Origin of the sequence: Prevotella sp. AM42-24 (genome assembly GCF_003461825.1) — a bacterium.
Classification (GTDB): Bacteria; Bacteroidota; Bacteroidia; order Bacteroidales; family Bacteroidaceae; genus Prevotella; species Prevotella hominis.
On sequence record NZ_QTXV01000021.1, the window covers coordinates 37,406 to 54,098 of the forward strand.

At 45.8% G+C, this 16,693-nt stretch carries 11 protein-coding genes; 4 read left to right on the forward strand and 7 right to left on the reverse strand.

The features are described from left to right. Positions 1 to 28 precede the first annotated feature (28 nt). The 4 genes from DW917_RS08270 (at position 29) to DW917_RS08285 (ending at position 9,383) form a co-directional block, all read left to right on the forward strand. Complete coding sequence (locus DW917_RS08270) at positions 29 to 2,215, forward strand: GH92 family glycosyl hydrolase (protein ID WP_118117709.1); 2,187 nt, start codon at positions 29 to 31, stop codon at positions 2,213 to 2,215. Between the two features lie 42 nt (positions 2,216 to 2,257). Beyond that, positions 2,258 to 3,745, forward strand: coding sequence for a glycoside hydrolase family 125 protein (locus tag DW917_RS08275; RefSeq protein WP_118117711.1), 1,488 nt, complete (start codon positions 2,258 to 2,260; stop codon positions 3,743 to 3,745). Positions 3,746 to 3,793: 48 nt separating this feature from the next. Further along, entirely contained in the window at positions 3,794 to 4,795 is a 1,002-nt protein-coding gene (locus DW917_RS08280; RefSeq protein WP_118117713.1) for a glycoside hydrolase family 130 protein, read from the forward strand. Between the two features lie 355 nt (positions 4,796 to 5,150). Beyond that, positions 5,151 to 9,383 (forward strand): discoidin domain-containing protein, encoded by a 4,233-nt coding sequence (locus DW917_RS08285; RefSeq protein ID WP_118117715.1) that lies wholly within the window; start codon positions 5,151 to 5,153, stop codon positions 9,381 to 9,383. A 168-nt stretch (positions 9,384 to 9,551) separates the two neighbouring features. On the opposite strand, the gene DW917_RS08290 is transcribed toward DW917_RS08285, so the two are convergent. The 7 genes from DW917_RS08290 to DW917_RS08320 all read right to left on the reverse strand — a co-directional run bounded on the left by DW917_RS08290 (position 9,552) and on the right by DW917_RS08320 (position 16,565). Further along, the gene (locus DW917_RS08290; RefSeq protein WP_118117717.1) at positions 9,552 to 11,489 is read right to left on the reverse strand and encodes a cation-translocating P-type ATPase; all 1,938 of its coding nucleotides are present in this window, start codon (positions 11,487 to 11,489) and stop codon (positions 9,552 to 9,554) included. 92 nt (positions 11,490 to 11,581) lie between these two features. Next, positions 11,582 to 12,400 (reverse strand): Fic family protein, encoded by an 819-nt coding sequence (locus DW917_RS08295; RefSeq protein ID WP_117693879.1) that lies wholly within the window; start codon positions 12,398 to 12,400, stop codon positions 11,582 to 11,584. Then, a complete protein-coding gene (locus DW917_RS08300; RefSeq protein ID WP_118117719.1) occupies positions 12,393 to 13,073 on the reverse strand; it encodes a hypothetical protein in 681 nt (226 codons plus the stop codon). Before DW917_RS08300 ends, DW917_RS08295 begins: the two co-directional genes overlap by 8 nt. Before the next feature lie 2 nt (positions 13,074 to 13,075). Then, entirely contained in the window at positions 13,076 to 13,960 is an 885-nt protein-coding gene (locus DW917_RS08305) for an NAD-dependent protein deacetylase (RefSeq protein WP_118117720.1), read from the reverse strand. Next, positions 13,957 to 14,784 carry an MBL fold metallo-hydrolase gene (locus DW917_RS08310; protein WP_342776614.1) on the reverse strand — a complete coding sequence of 276 codons (828 nt, stop codon included), beginning with the start codon at positions 14,782 to 14,784 and terminating at the stop codon, positions 13,957 to 13,959. The genes DW917_RS08305 and DW917_RS08310 overlap by 4 nt, the downstream gene beginning before the upstream one ends. A gap of 124 nt (positions 14,785 to 14,908) precedes the next feature. Beyond that, a complete protein-coding gene (locus tag DW917_RS08315) occupies positions 14,909 to 15,802 on the reverse strand; it encodes an AraC family transcriptional regulator (protein WP_118117723.1) in 894 nt (297 codons plus the stop codon). 325 nt (positions 15,803 to 16,127) lie between these two features. Further along, the gene (locus DW917_RS08320) at positions 16,128 to 16,565 is read right to left on the reverse strand and encodes an Hsp20/alpha crystallin family protein (protein WP_118117725.1); all 438 of its coding nucleotides are present in this window, start codon (positions 16,563 to 16,565) and stop codon (positions 16,128 to 16,130) included. Positions 16,566 to 16,693 lie beyond the last annotated feature (128 nt).

Here is a 16,693-nt window from a genome sequence, read left to right on the forward strand (position 1 = left end):
TCATTAAAATATATCTTAAATTCAGAAAATGAGAAGAAGATTCTTTCCTATATTATTATTGTTGGCTTGTGTGATAGGTGGAGACTATCCACAAGCCGCTTTTGCTCATGATAAAGCTCAGGCAACCTCCAGTCTGACCCAATTTGTCAATCCAAGAATCGGAACGGGCGGTCATGGTCATGTATTCCTCGGTGCCAACGTACCTTTCGGTTATATTCAGCTGGGACCTACTGAGCATACCCGTGGTTGGGACTGGTGTTCCGGTTATCATCAGTCAGACTCCATTCTCATCGGCTTTGGTCATCAGCATCTCAGCGGAACGGGTATCGGAGAATTAGGCGATGTTGCTTTCCTCCCGGTGACAGATGCTCATCAGAAGGAAGTGCTCTTCCATCATGCCAATGAGAATGTTCGCCCGGGCTATTATGCAGTGAAATTGCAGCAGCCGAATGTATGGGTGGAACTTACCGCCACCAAGCGTGCTGGTTTCCATCGCTATACCTTTGGGGCAGACGTGAAGAAGGCACAGTTGGTACTCGACCTTTTCCAGGGTATCGGATGGGATAAACCTACCGATTATGCGCTGGATGAGGTGAAGGAAACTGCAGTGGCAGGTCATCGCTTCTCTACAGGATGGGCGAAGGACCAGAAGAATTTCTTCGTGGCTGAGTTCTCTCAACCGGTTCAAGTACAACCGCTCGATAGTGGACGCTGGCTGGTTCAGGTGGCAGATGCCACCCGCCCTCTGATGATCAAGGTTGGTCTCTCTGCAGTCAGCATTGCCAATGCCCGACAGAATCTGCAAACAGAGATTCCTGACTGGAATTTCCATCAGGTAGTGGCGCAGGCTGACGAGGCATGGAATCGGGAATTGAGCAATGTGATGGTGGAAACTTCAGATTCCATAGCTCGCCGCATTTTCTATACAGCCATGTATCATTCGATGACCGCTCCATCCGTATTCTCTGATGTCAACGGAGAATATCGCGGTGCCGACGGTAAGGTGCATCAGGGTGATTTCACCAATTATACCACCCTTTCACTCTGGGATACTTATCGTGCAGCCCATCCGCTGATGACGCTCATCCACAAGGAAATGCTCCCAGACGTGGCAAGTACCTTTATCAACATCTATCGCCAGCAGGGTAAGCTCCCGGTATGGCATCTGATGGGCAATGAGACCGACTGCATGGTGGGCAATCCGGGCATCCCGGTGCTTGCCGACCTTGTGCTCAAAGGTTATGTGAAGGACAAGGAGGGAGCCTATGAGGCCATGAAACAGTCGGCATTGCGTGAAGACAGAGGCCTCGGTCTTCTCAAGAAATATGGTTACCTGCCTTATGATAAGGATCCGAAAATGGAGACTGTGGCTAAGGGACTGGAATATGCGCTGGCAGATGACTGCGTGGCGAAAGTGGCCCGACTCTTAGGCAAGAAGGTGGATGCGAAGTATTTCGCAGAACGTGCCCAGAGTTATCGTAAATACTTCGACCCGAAGACCGGTTTTATGCGTGGCATCGGTACCGACGGCAAGTTCCGCGAACCGTTTAATCCATTCTCAGCCGTTCATCGTCAGGATGATTATACCGAGGGAAATGCCTGGCAATACACCTGGCTCGTTCCACATGATGTACACGGACTTGTAAAGCTTTTCGGTAATGAACAGAAATTTGTGACCAAGCTCGACTCCCTTTTCATCGTAATGGGCAATATGGGCGATAATGCCTCTCCTGATATTTCTGGTCTCATCGGACAGTATGCCCACGGTAATGAACCGAGTCATCAGGTACTCTATATGTATAATTATGTAGGTCAGCCTTGGAAGGCAGCCCGTCTCATCCGCCAGACCATGAATGAGATGTATAAGGATGATTTCGACGGTTTGAGTGGAAACGAGGATGTGGGTCAGATGTCAGCCTGGTATATTCTCTCTGCGATGGGACTCTATCAGGTAGAACCTGCAGGCGGCAAGTATATCATCGGCAGTCCGGTCATGGACAAGGCTACCATCAGCTTGGGCGACGGCAAGAACTTCTCCATTATCTGCAAGAACAACAGTCCGGAAAATATCTACGTGCAGTCTGCCAAACTCAACGGCAAGACCTATACCAAGTCGTATATCATGTACCAGGATATGATGAAGGGAGGAACCCTCGAACTCCAGATGGGCAATCAGCCATCCAAGTGGGGAACCCGTGGTGCAGATAGACCTTAAAAGAAATCACAATTTAAATCGAAACATAAATAAACCCAGACAATGAGAAAAACAATATTTGCAATAGCCCTGATGTCGGCAATGTCGGCGATGGCACAAGAGCATGCTGAGGTAGATGTTCATGCCCGCTACACTAAGGTGGTAACACCTGTCAATGGCAAGTATGAGTCCAAGCGTCCGCCTGTAGCTGAGCGTCTCTTTACTTCAGAGGCAGTGGAGAAGAAAATCAAGGAAGTACAGAAACTCCTCAAGAAGAATCCGAAACTCGCCTGGATGTTCGCCAACTGTTATCCGAACACGCTGGAAAGTACGGTGCATTATCGCCAGTTGGCTAATGGCGATGACGATACCTTCGTCTATACAGGTGATATTCCTGCCATGTGGCTTCGCGATTCAGGTGCTCAGGTTTGGCCATACGTAGCCCTTGCCAACAAGGATGAGAAATTGAAGAAGATGCTGCGTGGTGTTATCCTGCGCCAGTTGAAGTGCATCAATATCGACCGTTATGCCAATGCCTATAACGACGGACCTACCGGAGCAGGTTGGCAGAAGGATGATACCGAGATGAAGGCAGAGGTTTTCGAGCGCAAGTATGAGATAGATTCTTTCTGTTATCCTATCCGCCTCGCTTACGAGTACTGGAAGGTAACAGGCGATGACTCCATCTTCGGAGAAGACTGGATGCAGGCTATCGGAAATATCCTCAAGACCTTCCATGAGCAGCAGCGCAAGGAAACAGCCAAGGCTTACCACTTTACCCGCATGACCGATCGTGCCTTCGATACCGTGGGCTGGGATGGTTTCGGAGCTCCTGTCAAGCCAGTTGGTCTCATTGCTTCCCTGTTCCGTCCTTCAGACGATGCCACGATTCTTCCGTTCCTGATTCCTTCCAATTTCATGGCGGTTTCTGCGATGAATAAGGCGGCTGAAATTCTGAAGCATGTGGCAGAGAAATCAGAGACTGAGCAGAAGAATAAGGCACTCGGGATTGCACAGGATTGTTCTGCCTTGGCAGCCGAGGTCAAGGATGCCCTGCAGAAATATGCAGTCTATGATCATCCTAAATATGGCAAGATTTATGCGTATGAGGTAGATGGTTTCGGCAACCGTCTTCTGATGGATGATGCCAATGTTCCATCGCTTTTAGGTATGGGCTATTTGGGTGATGTTGAGATGAATGATCCGATCTATCAGAACACTCGCCGTTTCGTATGGAGCGAGGACAATCCTTGTTTCTTCCGTGGCAAGGCAGGCGAGGGTATCGGCGGTCCGCACATCGGTTATGATATGCCTTGGCCGATGTCTATCATGATGAAGTGCTTCACAGCCCAGAGTGATGATGAGATTCGCTGGTGCATGAAGACCCTCCTGAATACCGATGCAGGGATGGGATTCATCCATGAATCTTTCCATAAGGATGATGCTTCGAAATACACCCGTGCCTGGTTTGCATGGCAGAACACCCTCTTCGGAGAGTTGGTCATCAAGCTCATCAATGATGGTAAGGTAGATTTGCTCAATAGTCTCTAATTGATTTCCCAAAACGTCACTAATTGATTTTTCTAAAAAGTAACGACAATGAACGAAATTAAAATCATAGGTTCTGCTCTTCCCAACATTCCTTGGGAAGACAGACCAGAAGGAAGCTGCGTGCCGCTCTGGCGCTATTCCCAGAATCCGATTATCAAGCGTAATCAGCTACCCGACTCCAATAGTATCTTCAATAGTGCAGTAGTTAAGTTTAAGGACGGTTTTGCAGGTGTATTCAGATGTGATGACAAGAATCGTCGTATGACTCTTCATGCCGGTTTCAGCAAGGATGCCGTACATTGGGACATTGATGAGGACACCATCCATTTCGAATGCGATGATCCTGAGGTAGGAGAGTGGGTCTATGGTTACGACCCTCGTGTTTGCCAGATAGGAGATAAGTATTATGTCACCTGGTGCAATGGTTATCATGGACCAACGATTGGTGTGGCATGGACAGAGGATTTCAAGACCTTCCATCAGGTAGAGAATGCTTTCCTGCCATACAATCGCAATGGCGTGATGTTTCCTCGCAAGATCAATGGCAAGTTTGCCATGCTGAGTCGTCCGAGTGATACTGGTCATACTGCCTTCGGTGACATCTTCTATAGCGAGTCACCTGATTTGGAGTATTGGGGGCATCATCGTCATGTGATGGCTCCTGCAGCTTTCGAGGAGAGTGCTTGGCAATGTATGAAGATAGGTGCTGGCCCGGTGCCTATCGAGACTTCTGAAGGATGGTTGTTGCTCTATCATGGTGTGCTCCATTCCTGCAATGGATATGTTTATGCTTTTGGTGCAGCCTTGCTCGATTTGGATGAACCGTGGAAAGTATTGGGCCGTTCAGGTCAGTATTTGATTACTCCTCAGGAGCTCTACGAGTGTGTAGGAGATGTACCTAATGTCTGCTTCCCATGCGCATCTCTCTGTGATGCAGAGACGGGTCGCATTGCAGTATATTATGGTTGTGCAGATACCGTTACCGGATTAGCCTTCGGTTATGTACCGGAAATCATCGACTTCATCCGCCGTACCAATATTATCAAGTAGAATCTTCAGAAAATATATAGATTTTTCATAATCAATATCTATTTCATAAAACAGATTTATCAATAAGGCTATAAATTGATGTTAAGTTAAGATGTATTATTTATCTAAAAAAAGTTGTTTTTAGGTTTAGTTTAGGTTTATTAAAACCGCTATAGTTTTGCGTGAGCATAGCTATAGCGGTATTTTTTTGAATAAAAAATAAAAAAAATGCATTTTGACTAAGTAGTTTGGTTTTTATTCTTGTTATAAGTGCAGAAAATAGCTAAAAACGAGGAAAAAATCTCAAAAACGGCGAGATACTCAAAAGCAGAAAATAAATTATTAACTATACAATATTAACTTAAACCTTTAAAGTATGAGACTAAATCGACTTTTTAGCGTTGCAATGCTCTCCATTATATTTGGAGGTACAGCAAGTGCTCAACAGCCTTATGGTGGTTGCTGGCATCCGGAACACGTCAAGAACTGGTCCCCAGAAACTGACAAGAATGCCAAGTTCAATCGTTCTAAGGTGCCATTGGCAAAACGTTTCAAGGAGCCAACCTTGATGAAAGCCAATAAAAACCAGTTCTATGAGGGACAGGTATGTAATGCAACCATTCTTTTCCCTACATGTAGTTCTTGCCCATCTCAGGGCGCTAACAACTTCTTGGGATACCAGCCAACTTACTGGCAGTATATGGATAAACTCGTTTATTGGGCAGGTTCTGCCAGCGAGGGTATTATTATTCCTCCACCAGCACCATCTACAGATGCTGCTCACCAGAGTGGTGTGAAATCTCTCGGTCAGATATTCTTCCCTCCTTATGCTTTCGGAGGAAACCAGGCTTGGGTTCGTGAAATGCTTACCAAGGAGAATGGCTCTTACATCTTTGCCAAGAAATTGTATGAAATCGCTAAGTATATGGGCTTCGATGGTTGGTTTATCAACCAGGAGTCTGGTGGCTCTACTCTCTCAGAATGGGCTGGTTTCATCAAAGAGTTTAATGCACTCGCTGATGCAGACGGCAATAGCCACATGGAAATCCAGTGGTACAATGCATCTGGTTCACCAAGTCCAACCATTCTGAAGTCACATAAGAATACTTCTCAGTTCTTGGAGTATGGAGCTAATGGCGATTATCGTAGTCAGGCAAGCCAGCTGGGCTGTACAGAGGAAGAGACTTTCTCTAAGATCTATGCAGGTATCCAGGTGGTAAGTAGTGGTCATACCGGATTCGGTTATTACCTCAACAGATCTATGCCAACGACCGGCCACGTAGGTTCTATTGACTTGTTCTGTCCAGAGGAGCGTATCTGGAAGGATAATGTAAAGAACCTTCTTGGTAGTGATGATACAGGTCCAAGCGCATATGCTGCTATTCAGAAAACCTTTAAAAATGAAGAGCAGATGTGGGTAAATCAGGAAGGTGATCCAACAGTCACATCTACCACATCTTGGCCAGGAATTTCCAACCGCGTATTGGAGCGTTCTACTATCACTAATATGCCTTTCGTCAGCTCATTCTGCGTAGGTGTGGGTAAGCACCGCTTTGTAGAGGGTATCAAGAATGGTACACAAGACTGGTATCATAGTGGTGTACAGAGCATCATGCCAACATGGCGCTGGTGGATAGAGAACAAGGGCAACCTGACAGCTTCTATCAACTGGGATGATGCTTACAACTTCGGTTCAAGCATCGAGGTGAGCGGAAGCTTGACAACAGGTGATCACCTCATGCGTCTCTATAAGACGATGATTCCTGTAACATCAGGTGGAACTCTCCGTATTGTTTACAAGACCACTACTCCTGGTAGTGTAGAGATGAAGTTGGCTACAGAGAGTTCTGTCAACCCAGATGTAACTCTGACCGATGCTACAGTAACAGAGAAGAACGGCTGGACCATCGCTGACTACGACTTGACATCACTCAATGGCAAGACCATCTATATGATTGCCCTCAACATGAAGAGTGAGACAGAGGTTTCTTACTATCAGTTGAAACTCGGTGAACTCGCTGTGTTGCCAGCAGCTTATGCTCCTGCAAGCGTTACCGTTGAGAACCTTGCATCTACAACTACTCTCGGTGCAGAAAAGAGTGATGTTCGTTTGACATGGGATTATACCTATAACGACGACTTCGATCACTTCGACATCTATAAGAAGTATGAAGATGGCGAGCGCATCTTGGTAGGTCAGACTCGTGGCGAGGCTTTCTATGTTCCTACATTCGTTCGTAATGGCGTAGATAATTTCCTTGAGATGGAAGTAGTTCCTGTAATGAAGGATATGAAGCAGCAGCCTGCTAAGAGTATCAAGCTCGACTATCCTAAGGGTACAGCTCCTGTAGTTACCTTCTCTTTGGGTAAGAGTTACCTCGAAGTTGGTGAAACTACATCTATCACAGCTAAGGGTACAGGTAAACCTACTGCTTGGGAGTGGATTTTGCCAGAGGGCTTGGACTTCAAGCCAGGTACTCCTACTAATGAGGAGACTATCCAGGTAGTGGCTAAGAAGCCAGGTAAGATGAATGTTACTGTAAAGGTTACTAACGTTGTTGGTACTTCTACTACTACAAAGCAAGTTATCGACGTTATTGCTAAAGAAGACGCTGCTACTGTTTACAACGTAGTAAAAGACAAGAAGGTGGTTAGCTACTCTAACTCTACCAACTATAAAGAGACACCTTGGAAGATTATCGATGGCGTAACTTATCCAACCGAAACCAGTGATAAGTGGTGTACATTGCAGAGCGAACGTTGGGCTATCTTCGATTGCCAGAGCGCATATCGTATCTATGGTTTCCGTATCTATGATGGTAACTATGGTCCTGAGAGTGGTGTTGAACAGATCAACAACTATAAGATTCAGTTGTCTAACGACGGTGAGACCTGGACAACAGTGGTTGATGCTGAAAATCGTGTAAGCGAGAGCGTCAAGACCGACTACATTCCTCCTTACAAGGCACGTTACGTGAAGTTGATTCCTGAGGCTAACGGTACTCTCCGTATTTGGGAGTTTGAAGTATATGGTTCTGAGGACAACAATATGTCTATTTCGGTTCCTTCTTCTGAGATGAAGATGAACGCTGGTGAGACACAGAACATCGTTGTAACTTACGACTTGAATGGTGATCCAAGAGATCCTAAATTCTCTTGCCGCGTGAAGTCTTCTGCTGGTTTGAAGGTGGGTACTATCACAGAAGATCAGGCTAACTGCACATTCACTATCCCTGTAACAGCAGGTATGAAGATGGGTGTTGAGAAAGTTACTATCACTGTTGACAATGGTGGTACATATAAGGAGCGTGTTGTGAATATTAGCATCGACTCTAATACACAGCCTAATGTCTTGACAGGTGCTACTGCTGAGGTTCGTCACTATCAGGGTGATGGTGGATTCGGTGTTGCATTCGACAAGTTCGATATCCCTGGCTTGACAGATGGTGACAAGGCTGCTGAGGCTCTTGGAGCAATCGAGACACCTTCTACTCATAAAGATGACGCATGGGCTATCTTTACTGCACCAGAGGGCAAGTCTTGGAATCTCTCTAAGGTTGCTATCCACATCCCTAACAACAACAAGGGTACAAATGATAACGATGAAGCAGGTATCGTCAACAAGGAGATTAGCATCGCTGTAGGTAACGATATCAATAACTTGAAGCGCGTGAAGACATTCTCTGACCTGGGTGAGGTTTCTAAGTTGGAGTACATCTTGCCAGACTTCGAGGAGACTAAGTATATCGCAGTGATCTGTAACTTGAATCCATACTTCTATCCTTCTTTGGCTGAGGTTGAGGCTTATGAGCAGTTTGCAGCAGCTATGCCAGCAGTAGCTCCCGTAGCAGTGACAGGTTGGAATGTCGATGTTATCGCAGAGGGTAAGCCTTCTAAGAGTTTCAGTGATGATATTCTTGACAACCAGGGTTGGGTATTCTATACTGATGGTGTTCAGAAGGAAGGTGCACTTTGTGGCAGCGATGGTATCGTGACAACAGCGAAGGGAACTCAGTTCCAGATGGCAGACTTCAGTCAGAAGAATGCTCTCACTCTCAGATCTTACTACTCAACTGGTAATCTGAACTTCGTGACTCCAGAGAAGTGTGAGGAACTTTACTTCCTCGTTGTTTCAACCAATGGTTCTGGTAGTCTTGTGGCTTGTCCATATTACACAGATGGTAGTCATGGTTATAATGATCGTTTCACGCCTCAGGATTGGTTTGCTGAAACTCCATCGGGTAGCGAAGCTGTATATGGCTTGGGTCGTATTATCACAAAACAGAGCCTTCCATATTACAAAGACGATATCGATACAGGCAAGATTCGTCTCTATGAGTACAGTGTGAAGGTTGATAAGTCTAAGGAAGTGCAGTATGTTGAGTTCACGAAGGGCTATGGTGGTGCTGGTATTATCACTGTCTTGGGTATTTCAAGAAAGGGTACTGGCGGTGTAGCTACTGGCATCGAGAATATCGAGAATCGTCCAGCGGTAAATGCAGCAGAAGGCATCTACACAATCAATGGTGTGAAGATCAACAGCTTGCAGAAGGGCATCAACATCATCAAGATGGCTGATGGTACTACAAGAAAGGTTGTTATCAAGTAAATGAGTATTGCTAAGTAATCAATACAGAAGCAATCAATACAAACAATAAAGGGGTAGGATTCACGTCCTACCCCTATTTAATATAAAGCATCATGAAGGCTTTATTTCATGATGATTTTGCTGCATACCGACAGTATTTTATAAACATCGCTGGCAGCCTTATTTTATTTACGACAATTTTAATCTCAGCGAATTGAGCACTACGCTGACGCTGGAGAAGGCCATCAGGGCACTTGCCCACATCGGAGTTATCTGGAAATTGATGCCGAAGATGTGGAGTGCTCCGGCTGCCAACGGGATGCAGATGATGTTGTAGATGAACGCCCAGAAGAGGTTCTGCCAAATCATGTGAACCGTCTTCTGACTCAGTTTTACGGCTTCCGGCAGCGCCAGAAGGTCGTCGCTCATCAGCGTAATCTGCGCCACATCCATCGCCACATCCGTTCCCTTTCCTATCGCCATGCTCACGTTGGCAAGGGCCAGGGCCTGGGTGTCGTTGATTCCGTCGCCCACCATTGCTACCTGCTTGCCTTCGTCCTGAAGTTTCTTTACCAATGCCTGCTTGTCGCCAGGCAGCACCTTGCTCTGGTAATGCTTGATGCCGGCTTTCTCAGCCCAGTAGTGAGCCGCTTCCTCCTTATCGCCACTCATCATATAGACCTCTATTCCCTTTTCCTGCAACTGCTTCATCGCTTCCTGGGCATGGGGCTTGAGGGTCTCTCTTGTCTCCAGATCCAAATCCTCCTGCTTGGTGAAATCGATGTTCTGATTAGGTATGGTGAGGGTGCCGGTCTTGTCGATGACGAGGGCGTTGATCTTGTGGAGATTCTCCAGCGCCGACGCGTCCTTGATGAGAATCTGCTTCTGCGCCGCCTTGCCGATGCCTACCATCAGGGCGGTAGGAGTAGCTAAGCCCATGGCGCAAGGACAGGCGATAACCAATACGGCTACGGCTGAAAGGATGGCCTGCGGAAGAGCAGCGTTGCCGCCTATCAGCCACCATATTAAAAAGGTGATGAGGGCGATGGCTGCCACGGCTGGAACGAAAATCAGAGCCGCCTTATCCACGATGCGCTGCACGGGCGCCTTACAGCCCTGCGCCTCCTGAACCATGCGGATGATGTGTGCCAGGGCGGTGTTCTCGCCAATCTGTTTGGCTCTCATGCGGAGCTTTCCCTGACTCGGAATGGTGCCAGCCAGCACGTTGTCGCCTGCCTTTTTCATCGCTGGAGTCGGTTCGCCGCTGATCATCGCTTCATCTACATAGGCAGCATCGGGAGTCATGAAACTCTCTGCCTGGGTAACCACGCCATCCACCGGAATCTTCTCGCCGGCTCTTACTTCTATCATGTCGCCTATCTGAATGGTGGAAATCGGAACTTCCTCCATCTTGTAGTCGTTGGTGCCTTCTATCTTCTCGTAAGTCACCAGTCGGGCGGTTTTTGGCTGCATTCCCATCAACTGGCGAATGCTGCTCGCCGTACTGTCTTTCGCCTTTTCTTCCAGGCATCTGCCGGTCAGCACGAAGGTGATAATCATCACGGAAGCATCAAAATAAGTGTGCCATTCTATGCCTCTCGCTCCCCATACCATTTCTCCGAAGAAGGTGTTGAAGGTGCTGAAGAGGAAGGCGATGAGGGTGCTGAGTGCTACGAGCGAATCCATGTTTGCCGTATGATGCAGGAGCTGCTTCCAGGCGGAAACATAAAACTGTTTGCCGCAGTAGAGCAGGTTGGCGAGTGCCAGGAGCAGACAGATCTGGTTGGCGAAGGAACTTGTATGGGAAATCCAGCCCATGGAGAAACACATGGTCAGGATGGCGAAGAGCCAGGAAGCCAGGGTTCGACGGCGCAGGAGGGTGAACTCACGGCGGTTGATTTCCTCTACGCTTCTGTCGTTTTCGATAACGAGGTCGTAGCCGGCGTTGCTGATTTCCCGTTTCATATCTTCCAGAGAGATAATGTCGGGGTCATAATCTACCAGGGCAGTTCGGCTCGCCAGGGAAACCGAGGCGGAGTTGATGCCTTCGAGCGACTGCAGCTTCTTTTCTACATTGGCAGAGCATACGCTGCAAGCCATGCCTATTACAGGAATTGTTTTCTTCATTTTTTGTTCTATTTTAAATCCTATTCTTATTTCTTGCATTTTAAAGTGGGCTCAGTGCTCTAATTCAGTGCTCTAATAATGCAATTAAACATTTAATGTAATTGTTGTAGAAAATACTTCACCCATTTTTCGTATGTTCCAGATACTTCAACAGAAGCAATGCCGGTGAAGTATTTGAAAGAACTGCTCATCAGATTTTTTGAAAGCGAGAGCACAGGTTGTTGGATGACATTCCTATCCATCAAAAAGAGCAGGGTTAGCAACCTGCCTATTCTTCCATTTCCATCGATGAATGGATGAATCATTTCAAATTGATAATGAATGAGCGCCGCCATGATGAGGGCGTCAGTCTGTTCTTCGTAATGGATATAGTTTTCTAAGTCGGCAATAGACTTTGCCATATCCTCATAGACAGGTGGAATGAAGGGAGCAGTTGCCAGTGTGTCATCTTTTGTTCCAAGCCAGATAGGTGAGGTGCGCATCTCACCAGGGTATTTCCTTTCATTGTGCTCACCTTGCATCATTACCCAGTGTACATCCTTGAGCAATCGGCTGCTAATAGGCAGTTTCTGCATGCGTTCTACGGCAAATCTTGTGGCTTGAAGAAGGTTTTGTTCATCTAATTTGCGTTTCTTGTCTTCCTTATCTTCCTTATCATCTGTTTCAAAGAAAGCTAAGGCTAAAGACTTCTTTTCGCCATATACCAGATTCATGGAATTCTCAACTTCTTCCTTCTGCAATGCATCCATATCAGAGAGGTTGCGATTCTTCAATCTTTCATGTGCTTGAGCAAGCAGTGTTTGCATTTCTTCATCCATTTCCAGGTGAATATCCTGTAAAGGGGTTGGGACGAAAGAGCGGTATGCTCTCTCGTCCCTTCCTATAGTTCTGTAATGTCCTTGTCTATCCATTTGAATTCAATTCTTTGAGCGACTGGGCTATATCGCCAGCAATGCCCACACTCTTTTCTGCTATCTCCTGTGGAATATTGAGCTCTTGAGGCATGTTGAGCGTGATATATTTAGCATTCGGCTCACGATAAGCCAGCTGCATGATAGGTAGCTTGATGAGTCGGTTGCGCGAACCAATCCCCAACTCTAAGATAACGAGTTTTTTGCCAGAATATTTTGTAAGAAAGTGATGAAAGAGTGTTTTTTTCTTGGGGTCTGGCGCTGCAAAAAGGTCGGTCATGACACCTTCTATCTCGAAGATGCGTTTTTCATCAAACCCTGATTTCTCCAGATGCAAGTCGCCATTGCTGGTAAGGATGAAGTAATCCTTCTGGCCAATCACTTTCATGAGGTCATGCATTACCTGTGAAGGTTGGTAATCGTCTACCCAAAACTTCACCAATCGTCTGTGGAACTCTAAGCGTGCTTCAACAGTAGGATATTGAAAGTAAAGACCTTCCACAACATTTCTGAAACCATATTGCTGCTGCATGTCGCCAAACTGCCTTCGAAACATCTCGTTGTTGGCAAAGATATGATAGCCCTCGGCGATAGAGAGTCCGTTGCTGGCTCCTATGAGAATGGCATCTGCCTGGGCAATCCATTCTTGGGCTATAGTGATATTTGCATTCATATTTAATATATCCTTCCTGGTTTGAAACTTGTATCTGATACGATATGATCTGCCGGTTTGCCCAACAGTTTCTTTAATGTCACAGCGATATCTTCCTTAATGGCAATACTCTTTTTGGCAATCTCCCTTGGAACATAAGCATCCTTTGGATTGATTACAGCATAAGTGGCATTGGGCCAGCGATATACCATGTTCATAAATGGCTCCTTGATAAACATTGGAGTCATCATACCCACACCAAGCTCGAGGAAAAGCACTTTCTTGTTCATGTTCTTCTTGAGGAAATCCATATAACGTTGCATTTCTTTTCGGTAATAGCTACCCTCCAGAAACTCGTGACTGCGCCACCATGGAATCATCTCCGTACCGCAATGTGGACAACGGGGAATCAGGTCGTCGGGCAGTCTGTCACCTTCTATCTTGTCCAGCAACTCATACACCTTCTTCTTGTTGGGATAGATTTCGTCTGTACAAGTATGCTTACACTGCCAGTAGCGGAAATCGCCCTGAATGCGAGTGATCTTCTCGGCAGGGAAGGTGCGGAAAAACTGCGCATCCTGATTGGTGGTGGCAATATAATAGTTCTTGCCATCGAGTAGTTCTGCCAGATCCTCGTATGGCTCACCAGTATGACACTCATACAGGTACTTGTACTCGCGGAGCAATGCCGCCCATAGTTCCCCTTTCTTGATTTGCGGATGATAAAACAGTGGGAAACAACCATCAGCATGATATTTCTCGCCCAACTGTCCGGCTATCTGTTTGAATGTGGCATCATTCATATAATAAAAGCGGAAACCTGCTGCTGCCGACATTCCAGAGGCACCACCCACGATGATGGCTTCTGCCTCCTGAATATTTTTTTTCAGTATTTCTATCTGTGTCATAGTTTCAATACTTGTCCGTCTTCTGGTATCATCAGGCGTTTTTTATCCACCTTTTCGTATTCAGCCTGATTACGGAGAATAGCCCTTGTTGTCTGTCCATGATCTATGGCATCCATATGAACCGCAATAAAACGAATCTGAGGATCGCAGTCCTTCAGCATTTGCATAGCTTCCATTTCATTCATCGTGATATCTCCATCTGTCTTTGATTGTGGAAGGAAAATGTTTCCACCAGTATTGATTACTATATAATCTGGCTTATAGGTAGATACAGCTATCTGGGTCTTCTCATCCCAAATGCAATCGCCCATAATGTAAATGGTTGGCTGTTTCTTGGCTTTGAGAATGTAACCAGAACTTGGTCCCATTTGCTCACCAAGTTGTCCACGTCCATGATTACCTCTGATGCGGATAATGGTGATTCCTTCATACTCAATGCAGTCTGCAATGCCCACTGCACGAGAAAAACCGTCTTTCTCCTTAACCTGCTCTACATCTTCAGTCTGTACGAACCAAGGCATATCCTTGCGAATCAGCTTGGCTGCAGTTTCATCATAATGGTCAGGATGGTTGTGAGTCAAGAGTGTGAAATCCAGTCCATCAAGCACTTCTTCCACGGGCATCGTCAAGTTTACTCGGGGATTTGGATTTACGCCAAGAGCCGACACGGAAGAGCCTTTGGCACCAAGCAATGGATCAACAAGAATTTGCTTACCTGCATATTCCATCTTCAACGTAGCGTTGCGAATGAGGCGGATGTAGTTCTTTGCATTCAACTGAGTAAAAGCAGACATTGAAGTCTGCATTAAAATCATTTTCTTCATACTTATGTGATTTTTATTTTCATTAAATATTTACCTTCATTATTTCGACTGCAAAAGTATGAGAAAATGCTGATTTATCAGATACCAGAAAACCGCTAAAAACTACCAAAATGATAAATCATTCTCATTCATACACACCATTTTTATAGTCCTCTTGGAATTCTCTGCATGTCTTGCCCGTCTGCTGCTTGAAAAAACGCATCAGGTGGGATGGTTCGGAGAAGTTGAATGCATAGGCTATCTCACTTATAGATTTGCCGGTGAACAGAAGTTCGTTTTTGATTTCTGCCAGCAGTCGCTGTTTCAGCAAATAGGTAGCCGACACTCCATACTGCGCCATCACGCTATGGTTCAGGGTGATGCGGCTAATCTTGAGCAGTGAGGCGTAGTCCTGCACACGTTGCAACTTCCAGATGTGGGTTTCCATCAATTCCACAAACAGAAAGGCATAGTAATTCTTAGGAGCAGCCAGAGGCAATTGATGTTCAAGGGTGTAATGGCGATTCATGATTGCCAGCAGATAGTAGAGTACGCTGACGATGATGTTGTAGCTGTCGGCTTGAGGCTGCCGAAGCTCTGCCCGTATTTTCTTGAGCAGCCGCTGATATTCTTCGCATTTATTTTCTGAACACATCAAATAGGGCGGTGTTTCGGTCTGCTGGCAGTATTGCAGACGATAGACAAAGAATTTGTCGGCAATGAAGGTTCGCATAAAATCTTCACGGAATATCAAAAACTCGTAGTCGAGAGCTGGCTCATCAATGTGCCATTCCTGCTGCTGGTGTGGCTTCACAATGAGCACCATGCTGTCTTTCAGGTTTATCTTCCTGTAGTCTATCAGCACGTAGCCATTAGCTTTCTTGATGAAAAATATTTCGAAGAAGTCGGTCTTGAACACTTCATGCTCCGTAAGCACCCAAGGGCACTCTCCGCCATAAGCTGTGTTGATGTAGAAATCTACGCCGCAATCCGTCTTGTTGAACGGCACTTCTACCAGACGCTGTCTTTGCTTTGCCATAATCTTAATCTTTAATCTGAAGTTTCGCAAGTGAATAAATATCAACTTGCTTGGTTATATATATTATGTGTCGTATGGGCAACAGGCAATGATAGCCCATATCTTGTCCGTTACGGATAAGCAGAAGCTTTGATAGCTGCTCTCCAGCCTGCAAAATTACAAATTAATTATGACCACCGCAATATTTATGGAAGAAATAACCCGATGGATAGATGAAAATCATTATAATAGGGTAGATGAAAAATGCGATGATTCTGGTAAGGACACAAAAAAGGCAGGTTTCAAATTGCTTTGGAATCTGCCCTCAATCATTTATGCGAAATTGTTATTTGACTTCAATATTCTTGGTAGCCTTTGTCTCCTCCTTAGGAGTAAGCTTTGGAATCTGAACCTCAAGAACACCATCAGCTACCTTTGCTGAAATCTTCTCACGATCGGCATCCTCAGGGAGTGTGTAGGCCTGCTGGTAGTTGCTGTAAGAGAACTCACGGCGCAGATAGTGCTCGTGCTTATCTTCATTCTTGTGCTCCATCTTGTTCTCGATGGCAATGTTCAGATTACCATCATTGTCGATGTTTACACGAACCCACTCCTTCTTCAAGCCAGGAGCTGCAACCTCCATGATGTAATCTTTATCTGTCTCCTTGATATTAGTGGCAGGAGCTGTAGCATTCATACGTGGTGTTGCGTCAGTATCAAAGAATACATCATCAAAGATGTTACTCAACCAATCTGAATTATTATTTCTACGTGCTAACAACATAATTAAAACCTCCAATTTTTATTTTACTCATCCTCTCGGTTCCTTGCGGCTCCGTCGGGATTTCTGTTTGTTATTATTATTGATAATACCTGTTGGCGGAATTAAAAAACCGCCTGAAAATTAGTATA

Coding starts and splice junctions, on each gene's coding strand:
- DW917_RS08270 (WP_118117709.1), top strand. CDS start 29: ATGAGAAGAAGATTCTTTCCTATATTATTATTGTTGGCTTGTGTGATA.
- DW917_RS08275 (WP_118117711.1), top strand. CDS start 2,258: ATGAGAAAAACAATATTTGCAATAGCCCTGATGTCGGCAATGTCGGCG.
- DW917_RS08280 (WP_118117713.1), top strand. CDS start 3,794: ATGAACGAAATTAAAATCATAGGTTCTGCTCTTCCCAACATTCCTTGG.
- DW917_RS08285 (WP_118117715.1), top strand. CDS start 5,151: ATGAGACTAAATCGACTTTTTAGCGTTGCAATGCTCTCCATTATATTT.
- DW917_RS08290 (WP_118117717.1), bottom strand. CDS start 11,489: ATGAAGAAAACAATTCCTGTAATAGGCATGGCTTGCAGCGTATGCTCT.
- DW917_RS08295 (WP_117693879.1), bottom strand. CDS start 12,400: ATGGATAGACAAGGACATTACAGAACTATAGGAAGGGACGAGAGAGCA.
- DW917_RS08300 (WP_118117719.1), bottom strand. CDS start 13,073: ATGAATGCAAATATCACTATAGCCCAAGAATGGATTGCCCAGGCAGAT.
- DW917_RS08305 (WP_118117720.1), bottom strand. CDS start 13,960: ATGACACAGATAGAAATACTGAAAAAAAATATTCAGGAGGCAGAAGCC.
- DW917_RS08310 (WP_342776614.1), bottom strand. CDS start 14,784: ATGAAGAAAATGATTTTAATGCAGACTTCAATGTCTGCTTTTACTCAG.
- DW917_RS08315 (WP_118117723.1), bottom strand. CDS start 15,802: ATGGCAAAGCAAAGACAGCGTCTGGTAGAAGTGCCGTTCAACAAGACG.
- DW917_RS08320 (WP_118117725.1), bottom strand. CDS start 16,565: ATGTTGTTAGCACGTAGAAATAATAATTCAGATTGGTTGAGTAACATC.